The sequence below is a fragment of the Thermonema sp. genome (genome assembly GCF_026003375.1).
In the GTDB taxonomy this organism is placed as follows: domain Bacteria; phylum Bacteroidota; class Bacteroidia; order Cytophagales; family Thermonemataceae; genus Thermonema; species Thermonema rossianum.
Window position 1 is genome coordinate 520,797 of record NZ_BPHD01000002.1, and the last position, 21,489, is coordinate 542,285.

Consider the following 21,489-nt stretch of genomic DNA (forward strand, 5'->3'; position numbering starts at 1 on the left):
TTATTTTTTTACTAATGCCAACAGGTTTTCTTCTATAATACGCACAGGATAACGCGCCTGTAATTCCTTCACCCATTCTTCTTCAAGAAACTTCTGATAGTCATTGATTACTTCGCCCCGTGCTTCCTTATAGTCTTTTAAACGAGCAGGTTCCACTTTTATGATACGCACAAAATAGTGCTTGCCCTCCTTGGAAAAAGTATAGTCGCCGGGCTTTAGTTCGACATTGTCCAAAACAGGCTCTTTGCCTACTTCAAACGCGCCGGAGCGCACCTCTACGTCATCGACCAAGCCGGCAAGGTTTTGGGGGTCGGTGGAAAATACCTGTAACTCTACTTTCCGGCTATTGCGATAATGCATATAGTCTTTTTGTACAATCTGTGTGGAAGTAACTCCCCGCTGCTTCAAGTATTGCACGACGGCTTCGATACGGCGCTTCGAAAGCCCCGCCGGTTCTTGCTTTTCTTGATAGCCTGCCACTTCAATCTTCATGCTCTCGTCGTCGAGCAGAAGACTCACCAATTGGTCTATTTTGGTAAGATGTGCACGGGCAAAAGTCGCCTCACCTTTAGCATAAGTAATCACATAGGGGTCGGCTATACGGTAGCGCCCATTAGCGGCTTTTAGCAGGTCTATTGCGTGTTGAAGTGCTTTTTTGTCTTGACTTGCCATCACCAGAGCCTCTACCCGTTCCGGATATTTGTAACGCTCGCGATGCTGTTCAAAGAAACGGCGTGCCCCGGCCGTGTCCTCAATGGCACGTGTCCACACTTTGTCAGTCATCACTTGGAAAAGCAACATCCCCTCATAGTATTCACGCAGCAAGTGACGATATTCAGAATATTTTTCGCTTAAATGGGCTTTTTCAAAAGCCAAAGCTTGCTCATTTGTGTAGCGCTCGAAAAGCGCATCTAAATACATTTGTGGCGACATGTGCGCTTGCGGAACCTGCACCCGCTTCACATAGTCCACAAACTCTTTTACTGTCAGTTCTAACTTTTCTTGTACTTGCGGATGCTCAAAAGAAATCAAAAGCTCGTTCAATAGTTTTTCGGGTAAAGCAGGCGCCCAATGAGCCTGCAGAAGCGATGAGTCGGCATAAGCCCGGAGTTGCTTATATGCTTTTTCATTGACTTTTAAATTATTTTCCCGCTTCAGGCGGCGCACCAGGGCTTGTTCGCTCACTTTCGAACGGCTATCACGCGCCACACGCCGTTTGATGAGCTCTTCCACCTCCTCGTAGGGCTCCAGCTCTTGCCGCTTGATGAGCTTGACAATATGCCATCCATAGGGGGTCAAAAAAGGCTCGGAAATATCGCCGGGCTTTTGCAAGGAAAAAGCCACTGCTTCAAACTCCGGCAAGGTAGTCCCTACGGTAAAGGGCGGTAGCTCCCCGCCTCTGCTTTTGGTGTTTTGGTCTTCAGAATACTTTTTACATAGCTCATCCCAAGATTCGCCTTGCTGCAAGCGGCGATAAATATCCCAAACTTTATTGCGCAGTGCAATGGAGTCTTTTTCGGAAATGCCTTTGGGCACACGCAACATGATGTGGGCTACCTGCACCTTGCCACTGTTGGGACGCTTGTCGTGTACTTTCAAGATATGATAGCCGTACTTGGTACGGAAAACGGGCGAAACCTCCCCCACAGGTGTTTGGTATGCCATGTTTTCGAAGGGATACACCATCTGCAGTGCAGTAAAATAGCCCAAATACCCCCGGTTGGTTTTGGCCGAAGGGTCGTCGGAATGGCGGCTTGCCAGCACACCAAAATCCGCCCCGCTGACTGCCTCCCGGCGTATTTGCTCTATACGTTCATAGGCACGCAGGGTATCGGCCGGTGCAGCATCTTCGGGCACGGCTATCAATATGTGTGAAGCACTGACTTCTGTTTTCATGCGTTCGTAAGCCTGCTTTGCCAAAGAGTCAATGGTGCGGGTATCTTTTAAATAAGGCTTGGCAAGCTGCTCTTTGTAGGTTTCAAACTCCTGCAAAAACTGCCCGGTTGTATCAATACCTTGCTCACGCGCATACAACACCTTCAGCTTAAACTTCACATACAAGTCCAAATATTCGCGCAAGCTTTGCTCGCTGTAAGCCGCCTCGTCTTGGGCAAGGTTCTTCTCATAAACAAATAAAAACTCTGAGCGGCGAATGGGCTCATTGCCTACATAAGCAATGATAGGGTCTTGTTCTTCAAGGCGGGCTTGTTGTTTGGCGGTATGTGCTGCCGGCTTGCACGATACTAAAAAAAGGAGTAAACCTCCTATCAAGTAATAGACTCTGAAAAGATTCATATAGCTTTACTGTTTGCCTTTGAGAGAAATGGCATCTGCAATTTTACGAATTTTCCACGAAAGGAACTAAGAGGCTTTTTCAGATACCAGCGCTTTCTGCAGACGCCACACGCGGCAACCTTCTCTTTCAAAAACATCTACTTTATCCATGATAGAGCGCACCAAACGCAGCCCCAAGCCCCCTTTACGGCGGCTTCGAATCAAAGCTTGAATGCGGGGAGGCACATATTCTTTCATGTCAAAAGTGGAGCGCCCCGAAGTATCGACTATTTCAATAGTAAGCCACTCGTCTTGAACAATAATCTCTATGGCAATGCGGTCGGTAGCAGCTGCCGGCACATGAACAATCAAATTACTGCATACCTCATCAACAGCCAACACCAGCTGATTCAATGTAATTTCAGATAACTCCAACGGACGAAGCGCACGCCAAACGAAACGGCGCAAGTCAGACAAATAACGACTATCGTAAGGTATGTGCAGGTTAAGCCTCATTTAAATAAGCATTAGCTTCACTTCGGTTATGGTAAATATTGAGCAAACGATCCACGCCTAAAATTTCAAATACATTGGCAACTTTGGGCTTCATCGAGCAAATCGCCAGCTTGATATGCTTCTCTTCAAATTCATCCAAATGCGACAAAATCACCCCCAAGCCGGCAGAAGAGATATACTCCAACTCTTCAAAGTCTATGAGTATCTTTTGAGCACCTTGGGCTTCCGCTTTTTCTATCGCCTCATCGAAAACAATAGAAGAAGCTGCATCCAACTCGCCCTTCGGACACAATACCCATATGTCGCCTTCTTGTATAATAGCCACTTCCATTTTATCTCTTTGCTGTTTGATGATACGCAGGTAATCAAATGAAGGTTTTAAAAAAGCAAATTGAGCAAAGCATCTTTGGTAAAGAAAACCACCTACACCATGCTTTTAAAGCGCAAATAGGTTCCTAAAGGAAGTTTGCGCCGGGCGTGGTCTGCCACATAAAGTTCGCCCACCTCCGGCTGCCGGGCGGCCGGTAAATGCCGGAACACTGTCTTCACCAAACTCTCGGCCACCAAAGCCGAAAAGCCCACTGAATAAAGATTCAGAAGGAAGAAATGCCGGCGCTCATCGAGCAATTCCGCACACAAATGCACAAGCTCGTTGATATGCTCCTCCAGCACCCACTTTTCCCCGTTGGGACCTCTTCCGTAAGCCGGCGGGTCCAATAAAATGCCTTGGTATTTACGTCCGCGCTTCACTTCCCGGCGTACAAACTTCATGGCATCCTCTACTACCCACCGGATGCCATCCAGCTTGGATGCTTCTTGGTTCTGGCTTGCCCAATTCACTACCTGCCGCACTGCATCCACATGCACCACCTCGGCGCCGGCCTGCCGGGCAGCCAATGAAGCCCCGCCCGTGTAAGCAAACAAATTCAAGACTTTTGGCTGTTGCAGCTGCCCACACACCGAAGCGATGTATTCCCAGTTGGCGGCCTGTTCAGGAAACAAACCTACATGCTTAAAGGCAGTGAGTGCCAATCGAAAACGGAGCCTCAGTTGCTTGCTCTTGTAGTGCACAAACCAAGGCTCTTGCACCGGGCGCCGGTGGCGCCACTCGCCCCGCTCTTCGCGTCCTCCTTTGCCCGTCAATGCAAAGTGCACGTCTGCCAAGCGGTTCCACTCCTCTTCGGGCAAAGCGGGGTCCCATACCGCCTGAGGTTCCGGACGCGATAGCACATATTTTCCGAAACGTTCAAGCTTATAACGATTGCCACTATCTATAAGCTCATAGTCTTGCCAGCGGGGTGTTTCTATCTGAATCATAGCCGGTACATTCTAAACTTCAATACCCGGCAAAACTATGCAAATTCGACAGATGTTTTTTATTAAGAAAAGCCACCACCGGACACTTCTCTTAAATAAATTTAAAAAAGCGTCTAAAATCTCACTTCAAAAAGAATACCTAACCCACTATATTCTTTACAATAAAATAACATTAATTCACTGACTAATAACAGTCAAATTACTATTTTTGGCGTGCATTTTGCTTGCATCTCATACACAGACAATGAAGACACAGTATAAATATTGCGAAAGCAAGCTTCAAAAGCTTTATGAACAGCCCCTAAGTGTGATGGACTTAGGGACCAACACCTTTCATTTGCTTATTGCCAAGCTCAAAAAACCACTTCCCGACTATCAGCCCTTCGAGGTGATTCACAAAGAGAAAGTGGCCGTCAAGATAGGACAGGGCGGCATCAGCCGGGGTATCATCAACGAACAGGCCCAAGCGCGCATGTTCGAAGCATTGCGCTACTTCCGTCTCAGCTTAGCCGAGTACAACATACCACCCGGCGAAGTAGAAGCCATGGCCACCAGCGCCCTGCGGAGCGCAAGCAATGGCGCTTTATTGGCACAGAAAATAAAAGAAGAGTTTGGGATAAACATACAAATCATCAATGGCGAAGAAGAAGCCGAACTGATTTATTATGGCGTCAAAGCCTACATGCCCATAGGCAACACTCCTGCCCTCATCATGGACATAGGCGGTGGCAGTGTGGAGTTTATCATCGGCACCGACCAAGGAATATTATGGAAAAAAAGTTTCGAGATTGGGGCACAGCGTCTGTTTGACTTGTTCATGCAGTACGACCCCATTCATCCACGCGATATAGCCCGTCTGCGTCACTATTTGGCACAAGAGCTTGAGGAACTGCAGGCTGCCTGCCGCCAATATGCACCTGCTTATCTTATCGGCTCTTCCGGCACCTTCGACACCCTCAAAGACATAGAAGAGGCACAAGCAGGCATGCATTGCACTGAAATCACCTTTTCGCAATTCGAAAAAATCCATTGGCAACTACTCAAGAAAAACCGGCAAGAGCGTCTGCGCATCCCCGGCATGTCCGAAATGCGGGTCGATATGATAGTGGTTGCCTCCATTCTGTTGCACTATGTGATGCAACAAGCGGCCCTCCCCTATATGAAAGTGTCGCTATATGCTCTAAAAGAAGGTGTTTTATTCAAAAAGTTAAATCATTTATTGACTACATAAACAGCTTTTTGTACCTTTGCTGTAAGAACGGTTACTATTGCAAGAGGGGTAGCAATACCCCTCTTTTGCTTATGGCATCCGTAAAACACAAGTCTAAGGTATGGAGGTACAGGAACTAAAAGAGCGCATACGGGAGCTTATTATGCCCCTCATTCAAGAGCCTTATTATTTGATAGACATAGAAGTGAAGCCTTTCCGCCGTAAAACGCGGGTAGCCATCTTCGTAGATACCGACGCCGGCATTCAAATAGATGAATGTGCGGAACTGAGCCGCCAAATAGGCGATTTATTAGATGAAGTGGCAGAGTTGGACGAAGGATACACTTTGGAAGTATCGTCGCCCGGTTTGGACCGTCCACTCAACAGTGAGCGCCAATTTCGAAAAAACATAGGGCGCCACGTAACTGTGCACCTGTCCGATGGCAAGCAGATGCTTGCCCGCCTCGATGCCTACACCGGAACCGCCTTGCAGCTCACGAAGCTTGACCCCCACCCTACTGCCAAAGGTAAATGGAAGGAAACCCCTATGGAAGTCAAGCTTGAAGATATACAAAATGTGTATGTTGTTGTTGAATAAAAGGAAGAAAAGATATGATTGATAACAGAGAATTGACCGAATCGTTCATGGAGTTGGCGCGTGCCAAAGGCATTGACCGCCCTACCATGATTCGTATCATAGAAGACGTATTCCGCACTATGATACGTAAGCAATATGGCGATGATTCTAATTTTGATGTCATCATCAACTCCGACGGCGACCTCGAGATATTCCGCTATCGCGAGATCGTGCCCGACGACTCCCCCGAACTGGCCGATGACAATACCAAAATAAGCCTTTCGGAAGCCCGGAAAATAGAAGCCGACTTTGAGGTAGGCGAGGAGATTGCCGAGCCCATCGACCCGCAAAGCTTTGGGCGGCGTGTTATCATGACCGGACGCCAAACCCTCATCCAAAAAATAAAGGACTGGGAAAAAGAACGCATGTTCTTGAAATACAAGGACCTGGTAGGCACCATCGTAACCGGTGAGGTGTATCAAATCTTGCGCAACCGCGACATTATTGTACTCGACAACGAAGACAATGAGTTGTTGCTGCCACGAAACCAACAAATCCCCAAAGACCGTTACCGCAAGGGCGACAGCATACGTGCGGTGGTGGACAAGGTAGAGCTCATTCATGGTTCGCCAAGAGTCATTTTGTCACGCACCTCCCCTGTCTTTCTTGAACGCCTCTTTGAACAAGAAGTGCCCGAAGTGGCCGACGGTATCATAGCCATCCGCAAGGTAGTGCGTGAACCCGGTGAGCGCGCCAAAGTAGCCGTGGAGTCATTCGATGACCGCATAGACCCGGTAGGGGCTTGTGTAGGGATGCGCGGTTCCCGCATCCATGCCATCGTGCGCGAGCTGAACAACGAAAACATAGACGTCATCAACTACACCGACAACCTCGAGCTGCTTATTGCCCGCGCTTTGGCTCCGGCCAAGCTTTCGGCAGTCAAGCTGGAGGAAAACGGGCGTGTGTCCGTGTACCTGAAACTGGACCAAGTGCCCCTGGCCATAGGTAAGAACGGATTGAACATCAAACTGGCCGGCAAGCTTATCGGCAAAGAGATAGACGTGTTCCGTGAAATAGACGAAGAGGATGAGGAGGATGTGGATTTGAGAGAATTCCGCGACGAAATAGACGAGTGGATTATAGAAGAATTTCGCAAAGTGGGGCTCGATACCGCCAAAAGTGTGTTGGCAGTGCCCAAAGAAGACCTGGTGCGCCGCACCGACCTCGAAGAAGAAACCATCGACTACGTGCTGGAAATCCTTCGTAAAGAGTTCGAATAAAATTCACCAAGGACCTCTTCGTACGCCCAAATACTTTTCAAGCCGAAGGGGTCCGGCGTTTTTAATACCAAATTAAATTGTGTAAATTTGCGTTGACTCCTGCAACAGGGTCACTCTAAATTTAAATTATTAAGGAACAGTATATGAGGCTTAGTCAGGCTGCAAGAAAACTAAACACCGCAACTACTACCATCGTGGAATTTCTCAAAGAGAAAGGCCACGAAGTGGAGAATAATCCCAATGCAAAAATTACCGATGAGCAATTTCAGTTGTTGGTAAAAGAATTTCAAGACGCTGCGCTTGAAAAACAGGAAGCCTCAACCAAAACCATCCGCCATATCGACAAAACGGTGGTCATTAAGTCCGAAGACCGGACCAATAAAGATACTGAAAACGAAGACGAGGAGGAGGAGGAAGTACTTGTAAAAAGCAGGGAGTCCAAAACCATCGAATCGAGCACCAAAAAAGAGGACAAAGCGCAGCCACACGAAGAAAAGACAAGTGAGCAGCCCCGGACAGATGAAGAAAACACCGGGGATGATGCAATTGAGCGTCCTAAAGTGGGTTTAAAAATCCTGGGTAAAATAGATCTGGACGCCATAGAGAAGAAACCTGCCAAGAAGCAAAAAAGCAAAAAGAAAGCAACTTCTAAGCAGGAAGTAGCTCAAAGCAAAAAAGAAAGCAGCCCTGTTGCAGAAAACAAAGAAACACCTGCGCCTCAAACCCAAAAGCAAGAGACAAAAGAAGTGCCGCCTGCTAAAGAAGAAAAAGAAGAAGTAGTGGAGGTATCCCAAGAAGAGAAAAAAGAAGCCATAGAAGAGAAACAGCCTGCCGTAGAGCAAGTGCAAGAAGAAAAGCCTGCCGAAGTCAAAAAAGAAGAAGCAGCTGTCGAGCCGGATAACGCAAAAGAGGTTGAAGGCGAAGAAGAGGAAGAAGATGTTATTCGCGGGAAAGCTGAAAAGCTGGAAGGCTTAAAAGTACTTGGCAAAATAGAGCTCCCCGACAAAAAGAAGAAAAAAGCCAAGCCCATTGCTTCTTCCGACGAACGGAAGCGCAGCCGGGTACGCATAAAGAAAAACAAAAAAGACGGCGACAACAAAACAGACAACCGTCAGTCCAAGGACAACCGCAACCAAGACAATCGCTCTCATCGTACCAAGAGCAAGAAAAAAGCTGTTGAGAAAAAAGAAATCAGCAGTAAGGAGGTAAAAGAACAACTCAAAGCCACCTTGGCCAAGATAAGCGGTGCCGGAAAGAAAAAGGTAAGCCGCAAGCGCAAAGAAAAAGTAGAGATAGAAGGGCAAGAGGTAGAAAAGAATGTATTGCAGGTAACAGAGTTTATCTCTACAGCCGAGCTGGCCAGCTTGATGGACGTGCCGGTCAACGAAGTAATCACCAAATGCATTCAATCCGGCATTTTCGTATCTATTAACCAACGCCTTGAAGCCGACATTATCGAGCTTATAGCCTCCGAATATGGTTATGACGTGGAGTTCATCAGTGCGGAAGAAGAAATTACGGTAGATATAGAGGAAGAAGAAGACAATCCGGAAGACTTGGTGCCACGCCCGCCGGTAGTAACCGTCATGGGGCACGTGGACCACGGGAAAACTTCCCTGCTCGACTACATACGGAACACCAACGTAACGGCCAAAGAAGCCGGTGGCATTACCCAGCACATCGGTGCCTATAGCGTCACAACCGCCGACGGCAAAAAAGTTACTTTCCTTGACACCCCGGGACACGAAGCCTTTACCGCCATGCGTGCCCGCGGTGCCAAAGTAACCGACGTTGCCATTATCGTAGTAGCTGCCGACGACAGCGTGATGCCTCAAACCGTGGAAGCCATCAACCACGCACAGGCTGCCGGCGTGCCTATTGTCATTGCTATCAACAAAATAGACAAACCCACTGCCAACCCCGACCGGGTAAAAGAGCAGTTGGCAAAAATCAATATTCTGGTTGAAGACTGGGGCGGTCCTTATCAATGCCAGCATGTGTCTGCCAAAACCGGCGAAGGCATTGATGAGCTGTTAGAAAAAGTATTGCTGGAAGCCGAATTGCTGGAGCTGAAGGCCAACCCCAAACGCAAAGCTTCCGGTACGGTCATCGAAGCCGCTCTCGATAAAGGGAAAGGCTACGTAGCCACCCTGCTGGTGCAAAACGGCACCCTGCATGTAGGTGACATTGTACTGGCCGGAACCCATTACGGTCGTGTGAAAGCTATGACCGACCACACCGGCAAGAGAATCAAAGAGGCCGGTCCTTCCACACCGGTGCAAATCTTGGGCTTGAATGGTGCCCCACAGGCCGGTGACAAGTTCAACGTGATGGATAGCGACAAGGAAGCACGCGAAATTGCCAACAAACGCGAGCAAATCTTGCGCGAGCAGCGAATCCGTGCTACCGAACGCATCTCACTCGAAACCCTGAGCCGCCGTCGTGCGCTGGGCGATTACAAGCAGCTGAACCTGATTGTGAAAGGCGATGTGGACGGTTCGGTAGAAGCGCTAAGTGACGCACTGCTCAAGCTATCCAAGCCCGATGAAATAGAAGTGCGCATTGTGCACCGCGGTGTAGGTCAAATCACCGAGTCAGACGTTAACCTTGCGGCTGTATCGGATGCCATCATCATTGGTTTCCAAGTGCGCCCATCGGCAAATGCCAAAAAGCTTGCCGAGCAAGAGCATGTGGAAATACGTCTCTATTCTGTCATCTACGACGTAATCAACGACGTAAAAGATGCCATGGAAGGCATGCTGGCGCCCACAGTAGAAGAAGTAATTGTGGGCAATGCCGAAGTGCGCGAAGTATTCCACATATCGAAAGTGGGCACAGTAGCCGGTTGCTATGTAACCGACGGGTATATTAAACGTAACCTCCCTATTCGCGTTGTGCGTGATGGTACTGTGATTCACACCGGCGAGCTGGCAAGCTTGAAGCGTTTCAAAGACGATGTATCGGAAGTAAAAGCCGGCTTTGAATGTGGTCTGGCAGTAAAAAGCTTCAACGATATACAAGTAGGCGATATCATAGAAGCATTCGAACGCCGCGAAGTAAAACGCACCTTAGACTAAAACACAAGTAAACGGCATAAAGCAAAGCGGGGCTTGCAAGTCCCGCTTTTTTTAATTCCCGCAAGCAACTCATAGAGCTTGCTACTTTAGTGCATAAAAGCTGTGCCTACCGGTTTAAACCGAGCATGCGCACAAGGAAACTGCATCAAACGCAACAAAGTAAGTTGGTTCACGAAAAAGACAAGCAAGTGCTTTTCCTGCTTCAATACCGGAAAAACGAGCCCACACCCATGCCAAGAAAAAGACGCGCCGGGCGAACACGCTGATTCTCCTCGAATAAAAACAGTGTACCGTCGTCGGCAATCATGGGCACATGATAGTTGTCAGTGCGCCAAGGTTTAGGCAAAAAAATCATATCGTGCATCAAGCGGTTTTGTGTCCAGTGCCGAATTTGTTCGGCATCAAGCCCTATAGACAGGCTCACCGGCGGTGCCTGTGGGCCATACCGCACATAAGTTAAAGCAAGGATGCCATGCGAGCTAAGCCCATAAGGTGCCATGCGCATATCTAAAAAACCCACCTGTGCCGGATAAGTAGCCGAACGCACTCCGCTTGCCCGGCGCGTGTCGCCCGTCCACAGCAGGTGCTGCAGCTGCCAGCGCTCTTGCCCCCGGTGGTATTCCACCCAAACGGCAGCCGTTCGATAGCGGTCTTGTGCCGGTGCCCCCAACAAATCATTGAAAAAATAACATAGCCATTTGCCGCTTTGCAGTGCTACTGCCCCTGCTACTTGCCCGGTGTGTGCGTTGTCTATGAAAAAATACCAGTCATAACCCGCTATATTGGCTCGCTGCGTAAGATTCTGCCCAAACACAGGGGGCAAATACCAAGCCGTTGAGTCCGCCATGACTTTTTTCCCCCATCCGGCACGCCCTCCTATCAAAAATAAACCTTCTACCACCCCTTGCTTTTCACTCCAATGCAAGGGATAATATGCAAGGCGTGCGGCGGTATGCCATTGCCAACAAGCCCCCTTTTGGGCAAAGGCAGCGGTTACGGCCACCCGTTGCCAAGCCGTCGTAACGGCAAGCTCAATGCCTATTTGCACTTGTGCAAGACTAACGGGCGGCAGCAGACAAAGCAAGCATGTGCCCCACCAGCTGCTCAAAATACGCAGGCGCTTCACGCATGCGGCTGCCATACCATGAAAACATTTCGCCATCGACCAGCACCACTTTTGCCTTCGGACAAAGCCGCCGGACTTCATCCATATGTTTTTCTTTAAAAGGATAAGGTTCGGAAGATAAAAGCACCCAGTCCGGTTCTGCTTGCATGGGTAGCTCTACTGCCGGATAACGCGCCTGCCTGCACACATTTTCAAAGCCCAGAAAGTGCAGTACCTCATTTATGAAAGTACTGCTGCCCGCTGCCATGTAGGGCTTCCGCCAAATAAGATAAAGCACGCGCCTATGCGGAAGAACCGCTGCCCTGCGATGCACCTTCTGCCAAGCAGCCGCTATTTCTTCGCGCAGCTGCCTGCTTTCTGAATGCCTGCCTACCAAAGCCCCCACCCCTTCTATCATCTCCAGGGCATCGGCAATGGTTTCTATGTCGCTCATCCAAACAGGATAGCGCTTTTCCAGTGCTTCAATCTGTGCCTTTTCGTTTTCTTCTTTGTTGCCTATAATCAAGTCGGGTTGCAAGCGCTCCACTACTTCCATGCGCAGCTGTTTGGTGCCCCCTATCTTGGTTTTACTGTGATACCACCGCCGGGGATGCACGCAAAACTTCGTAATGCCCACTACTTCTTCTTCCAGCCCAAGCGATGCCAGTAGTTCCGTTTGCGAAGGCACCAAAGAAATGATGCGCCGAGGCGACACGGGCACCTCGACGCACCTTCCCATTTGGTCTATGACGGTATGAGTTTTCGCCTTCATTTTCAATTATGAGAAGTAGCGAAAATCCTGCCCTGCTTTTAAATGCAAGATAGTATGGTACATAAGCTGAATGATACGCTCCACATCTTCTTTATGCACCATCTCCACGGTTGTATGCATGTATTTCAGCGGCAAGGAAATCAGGGCTGAAGGCACACCACCGTTTGAATAGGCAAAAGAGTCGGTGTCGGTGCCTGTAGAGCGCGACACCGCCGCCCGCTGATAAGGAATACCCTCTTTTTCGGCTACTTCCATAATAAAACGAAGCAGGTTGTTTTGCACGGCCGGTCCAAAGGTCAATACCGGTCCCTTGCCTGCCTTGAAATCGCCATCTTGTATTTTGTTGTAAAGCGGCGCTTGTGTGTCATGGCATACATCTGTTACAATAGCCACATTGGGCTTAATGCTGTCGGCCATCATTTGGGCACCGCGCAAGCCTATTTCTTCCTGTACGCTATTGACCACATATAAGCCAAAATCCGGTTTTTTACCATTTTCATGCAAGCGGCGCACCACTTCTGCAATCATAAAGCCGCCAATGCGGTTGTCGAGGGCACGCCCTACCCAGTAACGGTCGTTCAACTCCATGAGCTCATCGGCAAAAGTCACCACGCAGCCCACATCTACGCCCATCTCCAAGACTTCTTGTTTCGACTCTGCCCCCACGTCTATGTAAATATTTTTGATTTCAGGTTTGGGGTCACGCTCTTTGTCGCCATGGCGCACATGAATGGCCGGCCAGCCGAACACGCCCTTCACGATGCCTTTGGGCGTGTGAATATTCACGCGCTTAGAGGGGGCAATCACCGGGTCGGAGCCTCCGTTCCGGATTACATAAATGTAACCGTTGTCATCGATGTAGTTCACAAACCAGGATATTTCGTCGGCATGGGCTTCTATAACCACTTTGTAATCGGCTTCGGGGTTCACGATGCCCACCACCGAACCGTAATTATCTACGCGGTAATCGTCGATATAAGGCTTGATGTAGTCGAGCCATATTTTTTGCCCTTCGGCTTCAAAGCCCGTAGGCGATGCGTTGTTTAAGTATTTTTCTAAAAACGCGCGGCTTTTGCTGTCCATAAAACAATGATTTTTTAGTTGTGTGGAAAAGTTAATCAAAAATAAGGTTTTCCCGGTGTATGCGAAAACAGAAAAAGCACAAGCAACTCAAACACAAAAAAGGGCGGAGGATAAGACTTCCTCGCGCCCTTGGGGTATCTTCCGGAAGCTACCTTACTTCACTTCAATCAAGCGGGTAGCTTTCTTCTTGGCTTCTTCGCGTTTAGGCACGCTCACATGCAAGATACCGTCTTTGTACTTGGCTTCGATTTTTTCGGTATTTACGGTATCAGGCAGCACAAACGAGCGTTTGAACGATTGATAGCTGAACTCGCGGCGTACGTAGTTGCCTTTTTCGTCTTTCTCTTCGTTTTTCACTTCTTTTTCCGAAGAGATGGTCAATACGCCGTCTTCTACTTCAATTTTGAAGTCTTTTTTGTCCATACCGGGAGCAGCTACTTCCAGCTCGAAGCTGTCCTCGGTTTCTTTTACGTTCACAGCCGGCACAGTGAAGCTGCGCATCGGCATTACATCACGGCCAAAGAACCAGTCGTCGTTGAAGAAGTTTTCCAGCATGTTGGTCAGGCTGGGGAACAATCCGGTGTTTTCGTTTCTTTTTACCAGTGCCATAGTCTCATCCTCCTTTTTTAGGGTTTAACATTTGTTTTTTGTTGTTCACCCTTCTTTTATTCAACTCTTGTGCCAGCGCCCAAAAACAGACATTTTGTCATTATTTTTTACAAAAACTTAACAAACAAAAGACACTTTGTCATAAAACACTTTCAAATTGGCAGATAAAAGGCACTGCATGCAGTCTAAGTTTTTGTAAATTTGCATGCTCATAAACTGAATCATAAGCTATGATAGTAATTGTTGGAGGTGGCATTAGTGGTTTAAGCCTTGCCTACTACCTACAAAAGCAAGGAGTTGCTTTTAAGCTGATAGAACAAAACAAGCGAACCGGAGGATATATACGTTCCATTCGCCAAAAAGAGTACTTATTTGAAGAAGGTCCCAACTCTTTGTTGGTAGATGCCGAAATACAGGCGCTGCTCGACGAGTTGAACCTGACGGAAGAAATCGTGGAGGCGAACCCTGCCAGCAAGAAGCGTTATATTTTACGCAAGGGGCAATATCGCGCCCTTCCGTCTTCGCCGCCCGCTTTGCTGTTCAATGGTTTCTTTTCATGGAAAGCCAAGCTCGACATTTTCCGTGAGATGTCGCGTCCTCCGGCACCTCAAGAAGGAGAACATGTGGCAGATTTCTTCGAACGGCGTTTTGGAAAAGAAGTAGTCGATTATGCGGTTACGCCTTTCGTTTCCGGCATTTATGCCGGCGATCCGTACCGCCTGCGCCTTGACAAAGTGTTTCCGCAAATGCCCGACTACGAGAAAACGTATGGGTCGGTACTCAAGGGCTTTATAAAGAACAAAGGAGGCGCCCGGCGGCGCAGCCTTTCATTCCGGAATGGCATGCAAACCTTGCCCGAACGGCTCACACAAGCTGTCAAGGAGCATTTGTTGCTGCAAACCACAGTCGAGCGCATAGAAAAACAGGGCAGCGAGTGGTTGGTGCACGTCAACGGGGGCGAAATCATCCGTGCTTCGCATGTGGTGCTGACAGTAGGCGCCCATCAAGCCGCCCGCTTGCTACCGGAGTACTACACGGCAGCGAAGGAAGTATGGCAACAGGTTTACTATCCACCTTTGGCAGTGGTGCACAGCGCTTATTACAAACATCAGTTTAAACAAGTGCCGGAGGGCTTTGGCGCCTTGCATCCTATAGTAGAAAACAGTTTTAGCTTGGGAAGCATATGGAGCAGCAGCCTTTTCCCTGAGCGCTGCAAAGACAATGAAGTGCTCATCACCACTTTTGTTGGCGGTGCTCTTCAACCCAACAAAGCACAATACGAAGACCGGCGCATTATGCATGAAGTCAATTTAGAACTCAAGCAGTTGCTTCATATACAAGGCGTACCGGTATTGCAGCGCATTACCCGCTGGGAAAAGGCCATTCCACAATACCACGATTATATGGATGCCGTGGAAGCACATGCCCGGCAACTACAAAGCGAAGGTATTTACGTAAGTGCCAACTGGATAGGGGGCGTTTCTATTCCCGACTGCATCAAGAAAGGCAAGCGCTTGGCCGAAACGCTTGCCCAAACAGTAAAAACATCTTAAAAAGACAAGGAAAAATCACACCAAAATGCTTATTATTCCGTTTTGTAAATAAAACATCATGAGCGATACACCCGCTGTGAAAGGTATCGTAGTAGTACCCACCTACAATGAAATAGAAAACATAGAACCACTCATTCGCACAGTGATGGGCTTGGCTGTGCCTTTCGACTTGCTCGTCATCGATGACGGCTCGCCCGATGGCACTGCCGCGCGTGTGCGTGCGTTACAGCAAGAGTATCCCGGGCGCCTTCATCTCATAGAGCGCCCGGGCAAACAAGGGCTGGGCACCGCCTATATTACCGGCTTCCGCTATGCGCTGGCACACGGCTATGATTATGTATTTGAAATGGATGCAGACTTTTCGCATAATCCACACGATTTGCTGCGATTATATGCAGCCTGTGCCGAAGAAGGCTATGACGTGGCTATAGGCTCACGCTATATTACCGGCGTGAATGTTGTCAATTGGCCCATGAAACGCGTCCTGCTCTCTTATTTTGCCAGTCAATATGTGCAGTTTATTACCGGCATGCCTGTGAAAGACGCCACCGCGGGCTTTAAATGCTACCGTCGCGAAGTGCTCGAAACCATCGATTTGGACAGCATCGCTTTCGTGGGCTATGCCTTTCAGATAGCCGTTAAGTTTCAAGCATGGAAATATGGATTCAAGCTCAAAGAGGTGCCCATCGTATTCACGGAGCGCACACGGGGGCAATCCAAAATGAGTTTTCGTATTTTCAAAGAAGCCTTTTGGGGGGTCATCAAACTCAAAATCGAAAGTTTGTTTAAAAGCTATCGCCGCCCCATGGCGCAACCGCTTAAAACCACACCCCAAAGCGGATAACTAAAGGGCTGGCATAAATCGTGCGATTGCTGTCATAATTCATGTTGTAAAGCAACATCAAGTTGAAGCTGCCGGCTTCGCCCATAGCCTGCCGGTAGCCGCCGCCAAGCAACGGGCTCACCAGCCAGTCGCGCACGCTTTCACCTGTATTTATGTCGTACAGCTCGGCATTCAAAGCCTCTACTTCCCCCCATGCAAACACGTTGGGATGCACGACATATTGCAAGAATGAACGCCCCCCATAAATGCTGGTGCTGAAGGTAGTATTGCTATATTTCCTGCTATAATAAGAATACTGTGCACCCAAGCCGGGGCGCAGCCGTTCGGAAGCCAAATACATGACACTGGGCGCCACTTCTATGTTGGTAATGGTGCCAAAAGCCAACCCAAGACTTCCCCCCACAGCCCAACGCCTTCCTTCCTTCTTGTTTTTCTGCTTCACGGCAGCGGGCTTTTGTGGGGCGTCTTCCTGCCCGGTAGCAGGGGGCGACTGCGGCACTTCCTGCGGTGGTTGTGAAGGCTGTTCAGTAGGGTCTTTGTATTGTGCTATGCCCTGCATGGCAAAACATAACAGGCATATAAGCAATAAGAGTCTTTGTGCGGCGTACATCATAACACTCATTTTGAAGGCTCTAAAATTAAAAAAATTTCCCTGCCGAATCAGTTTTTTTATCTTTGTTTGAAACCATCCTGCTTATGATTATTTACAATACCAAAGACTGGGTAAAGATATTTTTGAGTGCCTTCGGCTTTGGCAATGCCTATAACGCAAAGTATTTGTTCAAAACACAGGCTTTTATTTTAGTTTATTGCTTTGCGGTGGTGTACCTGCGGCACTATCACTATCCGCCGGAGCAGCTCGCCATACGGTTGGATCCTACTTTTTTATCTTTGGTAGGGGTCATTTTGGGGCTTTCCTTGGTGTTTCGAGTGAACTCTTCTTATGAGCGATGGTGGGAAGGGCGCAAACAATGGGGCGCCTTGGTAAACCACTGCCGCACCTTAGCTGCCAACTTTCATGCGGTATTGCCCCTGCACGACCACGAAAACCGGCGCTACATAGCTGCCCATATTGCCAACTTTCCTTATGCTTTGAAAGGACACCTGCGTGCACAAATACATTGGGAGGTGTTCGAATACCCTTGTCAAGAGGAAAAAGAAGCCATGCAGCGTACCGAACATCTGCCCTATTTTATTGCCGGGCAACTTTTTGCAAAAATGGAAGCACTGTTCCGGGCAGGGCAGCTGTGCGAGGCAGACAAAATCAACCTTAAACAGCAGATACAGGGGCTTATTGACGTACTGGGCGCCTGCGAACGCATAAAAAACACACCTATTCCTTTCTCTCATACCTCTTTTATCAAAACATTTATTATCTTTTATGCTTTCTTCTTGCCCATTGGCTTGGTTGATAAATTCGGGTGGTACACCCTGCCGGCGGTGTTTCTTATCAGCTATGCATTGGCAGGCGTGGAAGTGATTTCAGAAGAGATAGAGCAGCCTTTTGGCACGGATGCCAACGATTTGCCTCTGCGCCACCTGTCCAATGTTATCAAACAGAATATTTATGATATGTTACAAGTAAACCCACAGGCAAGCCTTCCGGTAGCCATCACCCGTGACGGAGTGCTTATTTAACTTTCACTTATGCTATGATACAGGCAATTGAGCAGTTCTTCCCACAGTACAAAGTCGAAAGTCTTCTGAAAGAAGACGACTACTTCGTATATCACCTGGCACGCCACAGCAGTGGGCGCTTGGCCATGATTCAGAGCATAGCACCCGCCTATCAGGGCAAAAGCGCCGTGATAGAGCGCATCCGGCAATATGCCGGGACGGTCAATGAGCTGCAGCATCCCGTCTTGCCCCTGCTCTATGATTGCTTGATTACCGAAGACAATGCCTTTCTCATTTGGGAATACCTCGACGGGCAAAACATAGAGCACTACATGCAGCAGCAGAAGCAAGCCCTCTCGGAGCGAAAAGCGCAACGGTTGGTGCTTTCGCTTATCAGTGTGTTAGATTTTCTTATACAAAAAGGCGAAGCGCCCCCACGCTTAGATACAGAAATGATATGGATTACTTCCGACGAGCGCATCAAACTGCGCGGTATTATTGACGAGTCCACGCCCAAGGGCACGCCCTACCACCCCAGCCGGGAGCAGCTGCATGCTCCACAAGATTACGTGCAGGCGGTAGGCTTGGTGTGGTATCATCTGATTACCGGCAAACACCCGCTTCGCTTAGGCGAAGAGCATATACTAAAAGGCAGCTTACCCCCTGCCGGTAAGTTTTATCCCGGTGTGTTCGACCACATCGAAAACTGCTTGGCAAAAGCCATTCATCCCAACCCCGCCAAGCGTTACAAGGACTTGCAAGAGTTGCAACAGGCTATTCTTTCTGCCCGCATACAAGCCATGACACCCGAAGAGTACAGCTTCGTAGAACTCAATGCCCCCCTGATTTTACTCATATTCATCACCCTGCTGACAGGCTTGGCACTGTGGCGAGGCAGCCGGCGCGACCTTCACAGTGCAACCCGGGTGGCTTATTATCCACAAGACACCCTCGCGTGGAAAGAGTTCAAAGAGCGGCAACAGTTTATAAAAGAGCAAAAAGCAGCTACCGACAGTCTGTTCCTTCTGCCACAAGAAGAAGGAACAGACATCACACGTGATTACCTGCACAAGGTCAGCCGGGGCGAAACACTGACCGATATTGCCGAGCGTTATAACATGACCACCGAGCACCTCTTGCGTATCAATAACCTTGCATCGGGCGACAACATACAGTCCGGCGTAGGATTGAAGGTAAAAGTTCGTGCCATCCATAAAATCAATTTGAACGAAAGCCCACAATCCATCGCCAAGAAATACAACCTCAGTATGGCAGAACTGTTGAAAGCCAATGGGCTTTCCGGAATCGATACCAACGACAGGAAAGCACTGGAAAAAGTATTTTATCCCGGAAGAGAACTCATCATTCCCATTAGCCGATAGCAACTATGGATACGCAAATAGAATTTTTGAACTATACAGTTACCGAGATACTGGAAGAAGAGCGCACCTGGAGCATTTACCGCGCGCGCCATCGTCACTTGGAACGCAAAGTGCAGGTGGTGGTGGTGCAATCCCCCAACAAAGAGGTGAGCACCCAATTAAAAACCTTGGCGGCACAGCTCTTCAAACTACAGCATCCCTATGTAGCTACCCTGCTCGACTTCGTGGAGGTGGGCAATATTCTCTATTTCATTTACCGGGATGTGGAAGGGCAACCCCTTTCGGCGCTGTTAAAAGCAAAAGAATTCAAACTGCAGGAAATACAAACCATACTGCTGCAGTTATTGCATGCCTTGGCACATGCCCACCAGCTGGGCTTGGCTCATGGGGCTTTATCGCCGGAATATATTTTTCTCGATGCAAGGGGCAGCCTCAAAATACTGCACTTCGGTTACATAGCCCGGCTGCTTAAAGCCGGCGAAGCCCGGCATCCCGACACCTATGCCTATGTGGCACCGGAGCTTGTGCAGCATGGCATTGCCGACAAACGTAGCGATATTTATTCAATAGGTGCCATCTTGTACCATTTGCTTACGGGCAAAGCCCCCATAGATGAAAAGAACCTTGATATTTTAAAAATACGGCAAAACCTTCCTGCCCCCTCTTCGGTATCGGCCCGTGTGCCAGCTTTCTTTGATTCCATTCTGCAGAAGTGTATGGCAGAAAACCCGGCTTTGCGCTATGCAGGTGTAGAAGAGCTGGAAGACGAGCTTGTAAGGGAGTGGAACGTGTGGCTACGCACCCAAAACAAGGATGAGGGAAGCCGCAGCCGTAGTTTACTCGCCGGCTTCTGGACGCTCGTAGCCTTAGCGGTAGCCGCCTCTATATGGATCATTGTGCAAGAACTATTTGCAGGTGACAGCAGCCGCCCGTTGGAAGAGGCCGCTGCACAGGAGCAACAAGAAGCAAGCACAGAAAACCAAGCTATTTCAGAAAACACACAAGCAGAAGTAAATACCCAACCCCGCGCGGAGGGACCTAATGAAGAAATAGAAGAAACCAACGAAGCAAACGAAGAGCCGGCGGTTTCCACTACTCTACTAACGGGCACGCAACTGCAGGAACAACTATTGGTGGACAACCTCTATCTTTCTTCACAAGGTGGTTTGCTGGAGCATAAAGTGAAAGCAGTAAACCTGAATACCCTCCAAGCGCTGCAAGACGTAGAAATAGAAGTGCGCTACCTCGACAACACCGGCGAGCTGATAACCTCCGAACGTATAGTGTTTGAAAGCATAGCACCCGGCGGCAAAGCCGAAAAAGTAATGAAGAAAGAGCTGCCGCGGGAAGCTACCGTTGAGGTGCGCCCGCTGAAAGCCACCCTAAGCACCGAAACGCTGTAAAGTGCGTTCTATGGCAGGACGATAAGCATCGCCAAACAATATTAGATGAACAAGCAGGGGATAAAGATTCCAGACAGCCACACGCTCTTCGAAGCCTGCTTGCCAGGGATACATTTGCCGGTAAGCTTCCCAAAAGACAGCATCGAACCCACCAAAAAGCTGCATCATAGCCAGGTCTATTTCCCGGCAGCCATAATAAGTAGCAGGATCAATGAAAACAGCCCGCCCCTGCCGGTCTGCCATCACATTGCCACTCCACAAATCGCCATGCAGCAAAACCGGTGGTTCGTCGGGCAGCAGGTCAGGCAGCCGCTTGGCTAAGCGAAAAGCTGCCTGCTCGTGCCGGCGCTGTAGGCGTCCCATGGCGCTTGCTTTTTCAATCAAAGGAAGCAAGCGCCGCTCAAAAAAGAAGGCTGCTCCATCCTGGCAGGGCGTGTTATCTTGCGGAAGCGCTCCTATGTAGTTATTGTAATCAAGTCCAAAAGCATCTCCGCGGCTGCGGTGCAACAAAACAAGTTGTTCGGCTACATTTTCCCAAAATCGTTGTCCTTGTTTTGCACCTTGCTCTATGCCTTCGAGCAGCAAAAAAGCATGCCCCGCGCATTCTCCCTGGCCATATACCTGCGGCACACACACCTTGCCTTGTAATAAATGCAGGTTTTGCGCTTCCGCCTCAAAAAAAGAAACCGGATGCCGGCTATTCCACTTGATAAAAAAAATTTCATTTTCGCAACGCAGCAATGCCGCCTCATTGATGCAGCCGCCATGTAGCCTTTCCACCGCCTTAAGGCGTGCCTTCTTGCCTGTAACCTGCTCAATGGCAGCACAAAAAAACGCAGACTCGTTCATCCCGTTTGTTAAAATCATTTT

Annotated in this window: 19 protein-coding genes; 9 read left to right on the forward strand and 10 right to left on the reverse strand. The window is 48.8% G+C overall.

Annotated features, from left to right (window positions below; all coding sequences use genetic code 11):
• From QVE43_RS07400 to QVE43_RS07415, 4 genes are all read right to left on the reverse strand, one after another.
• Positions 1 to 2,295, reverse strand: coding sequence for a peptidylprolyl isomerase (locus QVE43_RS07400; protein ID WP_288005644.1), 2,295 nt, complete (start codon positions 2,293 to 2,295; stop codon positions 1 to 3).
• Positions 2,296 to 2,361: 66 nt separating this feature from the next.
• Positions 2,362 to 2,790, reverse strand: a complete 429-nt coding sequence (locus QVE43_RS07405; protein WP_288005647.1) for an ATP-binding protein — start codon at positions 2,788 to 2,790, stop codon at positions 2,362 to 2,364.
• A complete protein-coding gene (locus QVE43_RS07410; RefSeq protein ID WP_038028439.1) occupies positions 2,780 to 3,121 on the reverse strand; it encodes an STAS domain-containing protein in 342 nt (113 codons plus the stop codon). Before QVE43_RS07410 ends, QVE43_RS07405 begins: the two co-directional genes overlap by 11 nt.
• A gap of 92 nt (positions 3,122 to 3,213) precedes the next feature.
• Positions 3,214 to 4,107, reverse strand: a complete 894-nt coding sequence (locus QVE43_RS07415) for a class I SAM-dependent methyltransferase (protein WP_038028438.1) — start codon at positions 4,105 to 4,107, stop codon at positions 3,214 to 3,216.
• A gap of 310 nt (positions 4,108 to 4,417) precedes the next feature.
• Between QVE43_RS07415 and QVE43_RS07420 the strand changes: the two genes are divergently transcribed.
• The 4 genes from QVE43_RS07420 (at position 4,418) to infB (ending at position 10,251) form a co-directional block, all read left to right on the forward strand.
• On the forward strand, positions 4,418 to 5,338 hold the full coding sequence (locus QVE43_RS07420) for an exopolyphosphatase (RefSeq protein ID WP_288006502.1): 921 nt from the start codon (positions 4,418 to 4,420) through the stop codon (positions 5,336 to 5,338).
• Between the two features lie 100 nt (positions 5,339 to 5,438).
• Positions 5,439 to 5,915 carry a ribosome maturation factor RimP gene (rimP, locus tag QVE43_RS07425; RefSeq protein ID WP_051632980.1) on the forward strand — a complete coding sequence of 159 codons (477 nt, stop codon included), beginning with the start codon at positions 5,439 to 5,441 and terminating at the stop codon, positions 5,913 to 5,915.
• 14 nt (positions 5,916 to 5,929) lie between these two features.
• The gene (nusA, locus tag QVE43_RS07430) at positions 5,930 to 7,174 is read left to right on the forward strand and encodes a transcription termination factor NusA (protein ID WP_374758341.1); all 1,245 of its coding nucleotides are present in this window, start codon (positions 5,930 to 5,932) and stop codon (positions 7,172 to 7,174) included.
• Positions 7,175 to 7,317: 143 nt separating this feature from the next.
• Positions 7,318 to 10,251: a translation initiation factor IF-2 gene (gene infB / locus QVE43_RS07435; RefSeq protein WP_288005652.1), complete on the forward strand. Its 2,934-nt coding sequence runs from the start codon at positions 7,318 to 7,320 to the stop codon at positions 10,249 to 10,251.
• Between the two features lie 202 nt (positions 10,252 to 10,453).
• On the opposite strand, the gene QVE43_RS07440 is transcribed toward infB, so the two are convergent.
• From QVE43_RS07440 to QVE43_RS07455, 4 genes are all read right to left on the reverse strand, one after another.
• On the reverse strand, positions 10,454 to 11,392 hold the full coding sequence (locus QVE43_RS07440) for a polymorphic toxin type 23 domain-containing protein (RefSeq protein WP_288005655.1): 939 nt from the start codon (positions 11,390 to 11,392) through the stop codon (positions 10,454 to 10,456).
• A complete protein-coding gene (locus QVE43_RS07445) occupies positions 11,310 to 12,128 on the reverse strand; it encodes an ABC transporter substrate-binding protein (RefSeq protein WP_288005658.1) in 819 nt (272 codons plus the stop codon). Before QVE43_RS07445 ends, QVE43_RS07440 begins: the two co-directional genes overlap by 83 nt.
• 6 nt (positions 12,129 to 12,134) lie before the next feature.
• The gene (locus tag QVE43_RS07450) at positions 12,135 to 13,211 is read right to left on the reverse strand and encodes a M42 family metallopeptidase (protein ID WP_038028431.1); all 1,077 of its coding nucleotides are present in this window, start codon (positions 13,209 to 13,211) and stop codon (positions 12,135 to 12,137) included.
• Positions 13,212 to 13,364: 153 nt separating this feature from the next.
• Entirely contained in the window at positions 13,365 to 13,820 is a 456-nt protein-coding gene (locus tag QVE43_RS07455) for an Hsp20/alpha crystallin family protein (RefSeq protein ID WP_038028430.1), read from the reverse strand.
• 230 nt (positions 13,821 to 14,050) lie between these two features.
• On the opposite strand from QVE43_RS07455, the gene hemG reads away from it, so the two are divergent.
• Positions 14,051 to 15,373 (forward strand): protoporphyrinogen oxidase, encoded by a 1,323-nt coding sequence (gene hemG, locus QVE43_RS07460; RefSeq protein WP_038028428.1) that lies wholly within the window; start codon positions 14,051 to 14,053, stop codon positions 15,371 to 15,373.
• Between the two features lie 58 nt (positions 15,374 to 15,431).
• Positions 15,432 to 16,217, forward strand: a complete 786-nt coding sequence (locus QVE43_RS07465; protein ID WP_288005664.1) for a polyprenol monophosphomannose synthase — start codon at positions 15,432 to 15,434, stop codon at positions 16,215 to 16,217.
• Here QVE43_RS07465 and QVE43_RS07470 read toward each other — a convergent pair.
• Entirely contained in the window at positions 16,192 to 16,830 is a 639-nt protein-coding gene (locus QVE43_RS07470) for a hypothetical protein (RefSeq protein ID WP_288005667.1), read from the reverse strand. The two genes, QVE43_RS07465 and QVE43_RS07470, sit on opposite strands and share 26 nt — an antisense overlap.
• Positions 16,831 to 16,913: 83 nt before the next feature.
• On the opposite strand from QVE43_RS07470, the gene QVE43_RS07475 reads away from it, so the two are divergent.
• The 3 genes from QVE43_RS07475 to QVE43_RS07485 are packed head-to-tail and all read left to right on the forward strand — an operon-like array spanning position 16,914 to position 20,619.
• Complete coding sequence (locus QVE43_RS07475; protein ID WP_288005670.1) at positions 16,914 to 17,855, forward strand: bestrophin family protein; 942 nt, start codon at positions 16,914 to 16,916, stop codon at positions 17,853 to 17,855.
• A 14-nt stretch (positions 17,856 to 17,869) separates the two neighbouring features.
• Positions 17,870 to 19,216 (forward strand): LysM peptidoglycan-binding domain-containing protein, encoded by a 1,347-nt coding sequence (locus QVE43_RS07480; RefSeq protein ID WP_288005673.1) that lies wholly within the window; start codon positions 17,870 to 17,872, stop codon positions 19,214 to 19,216.
• 5 nt (positions 19,217 to 19,221) lie between these two features.
• Positions 19,222 to 20,619 (forward strand): serine/threonine-protein kinase, encoded by a 1,398-nt coding sequence (locus QVE43_RS07485; RefSeq protein ID WP_288005676.1) that lies wholly within the window; start codon positions 19,222 to 19,224, stop codon positions 20,617 to 20,619.
• Here the strand turns inward: QVE43_RS07485 and QVE43_RS07490 are convergent.
• Positions 20,599 to 21,486, reverse strand: a complete 888-nt coding sequence (locus QVE43_RS07490; RefSeq protein ID WP_288005680.1) for a fructosamine kinase family protein — start codon at positions 21,484 to 21,486, stop codon at positions 20,599 to 20,601. The genes QVE43_RS07485 and QVE43_RS07490 overlap by 21 nt on opposite strands.
• Positions 21,487 to 21,489 lie beyond the last annotated feature (3 nt).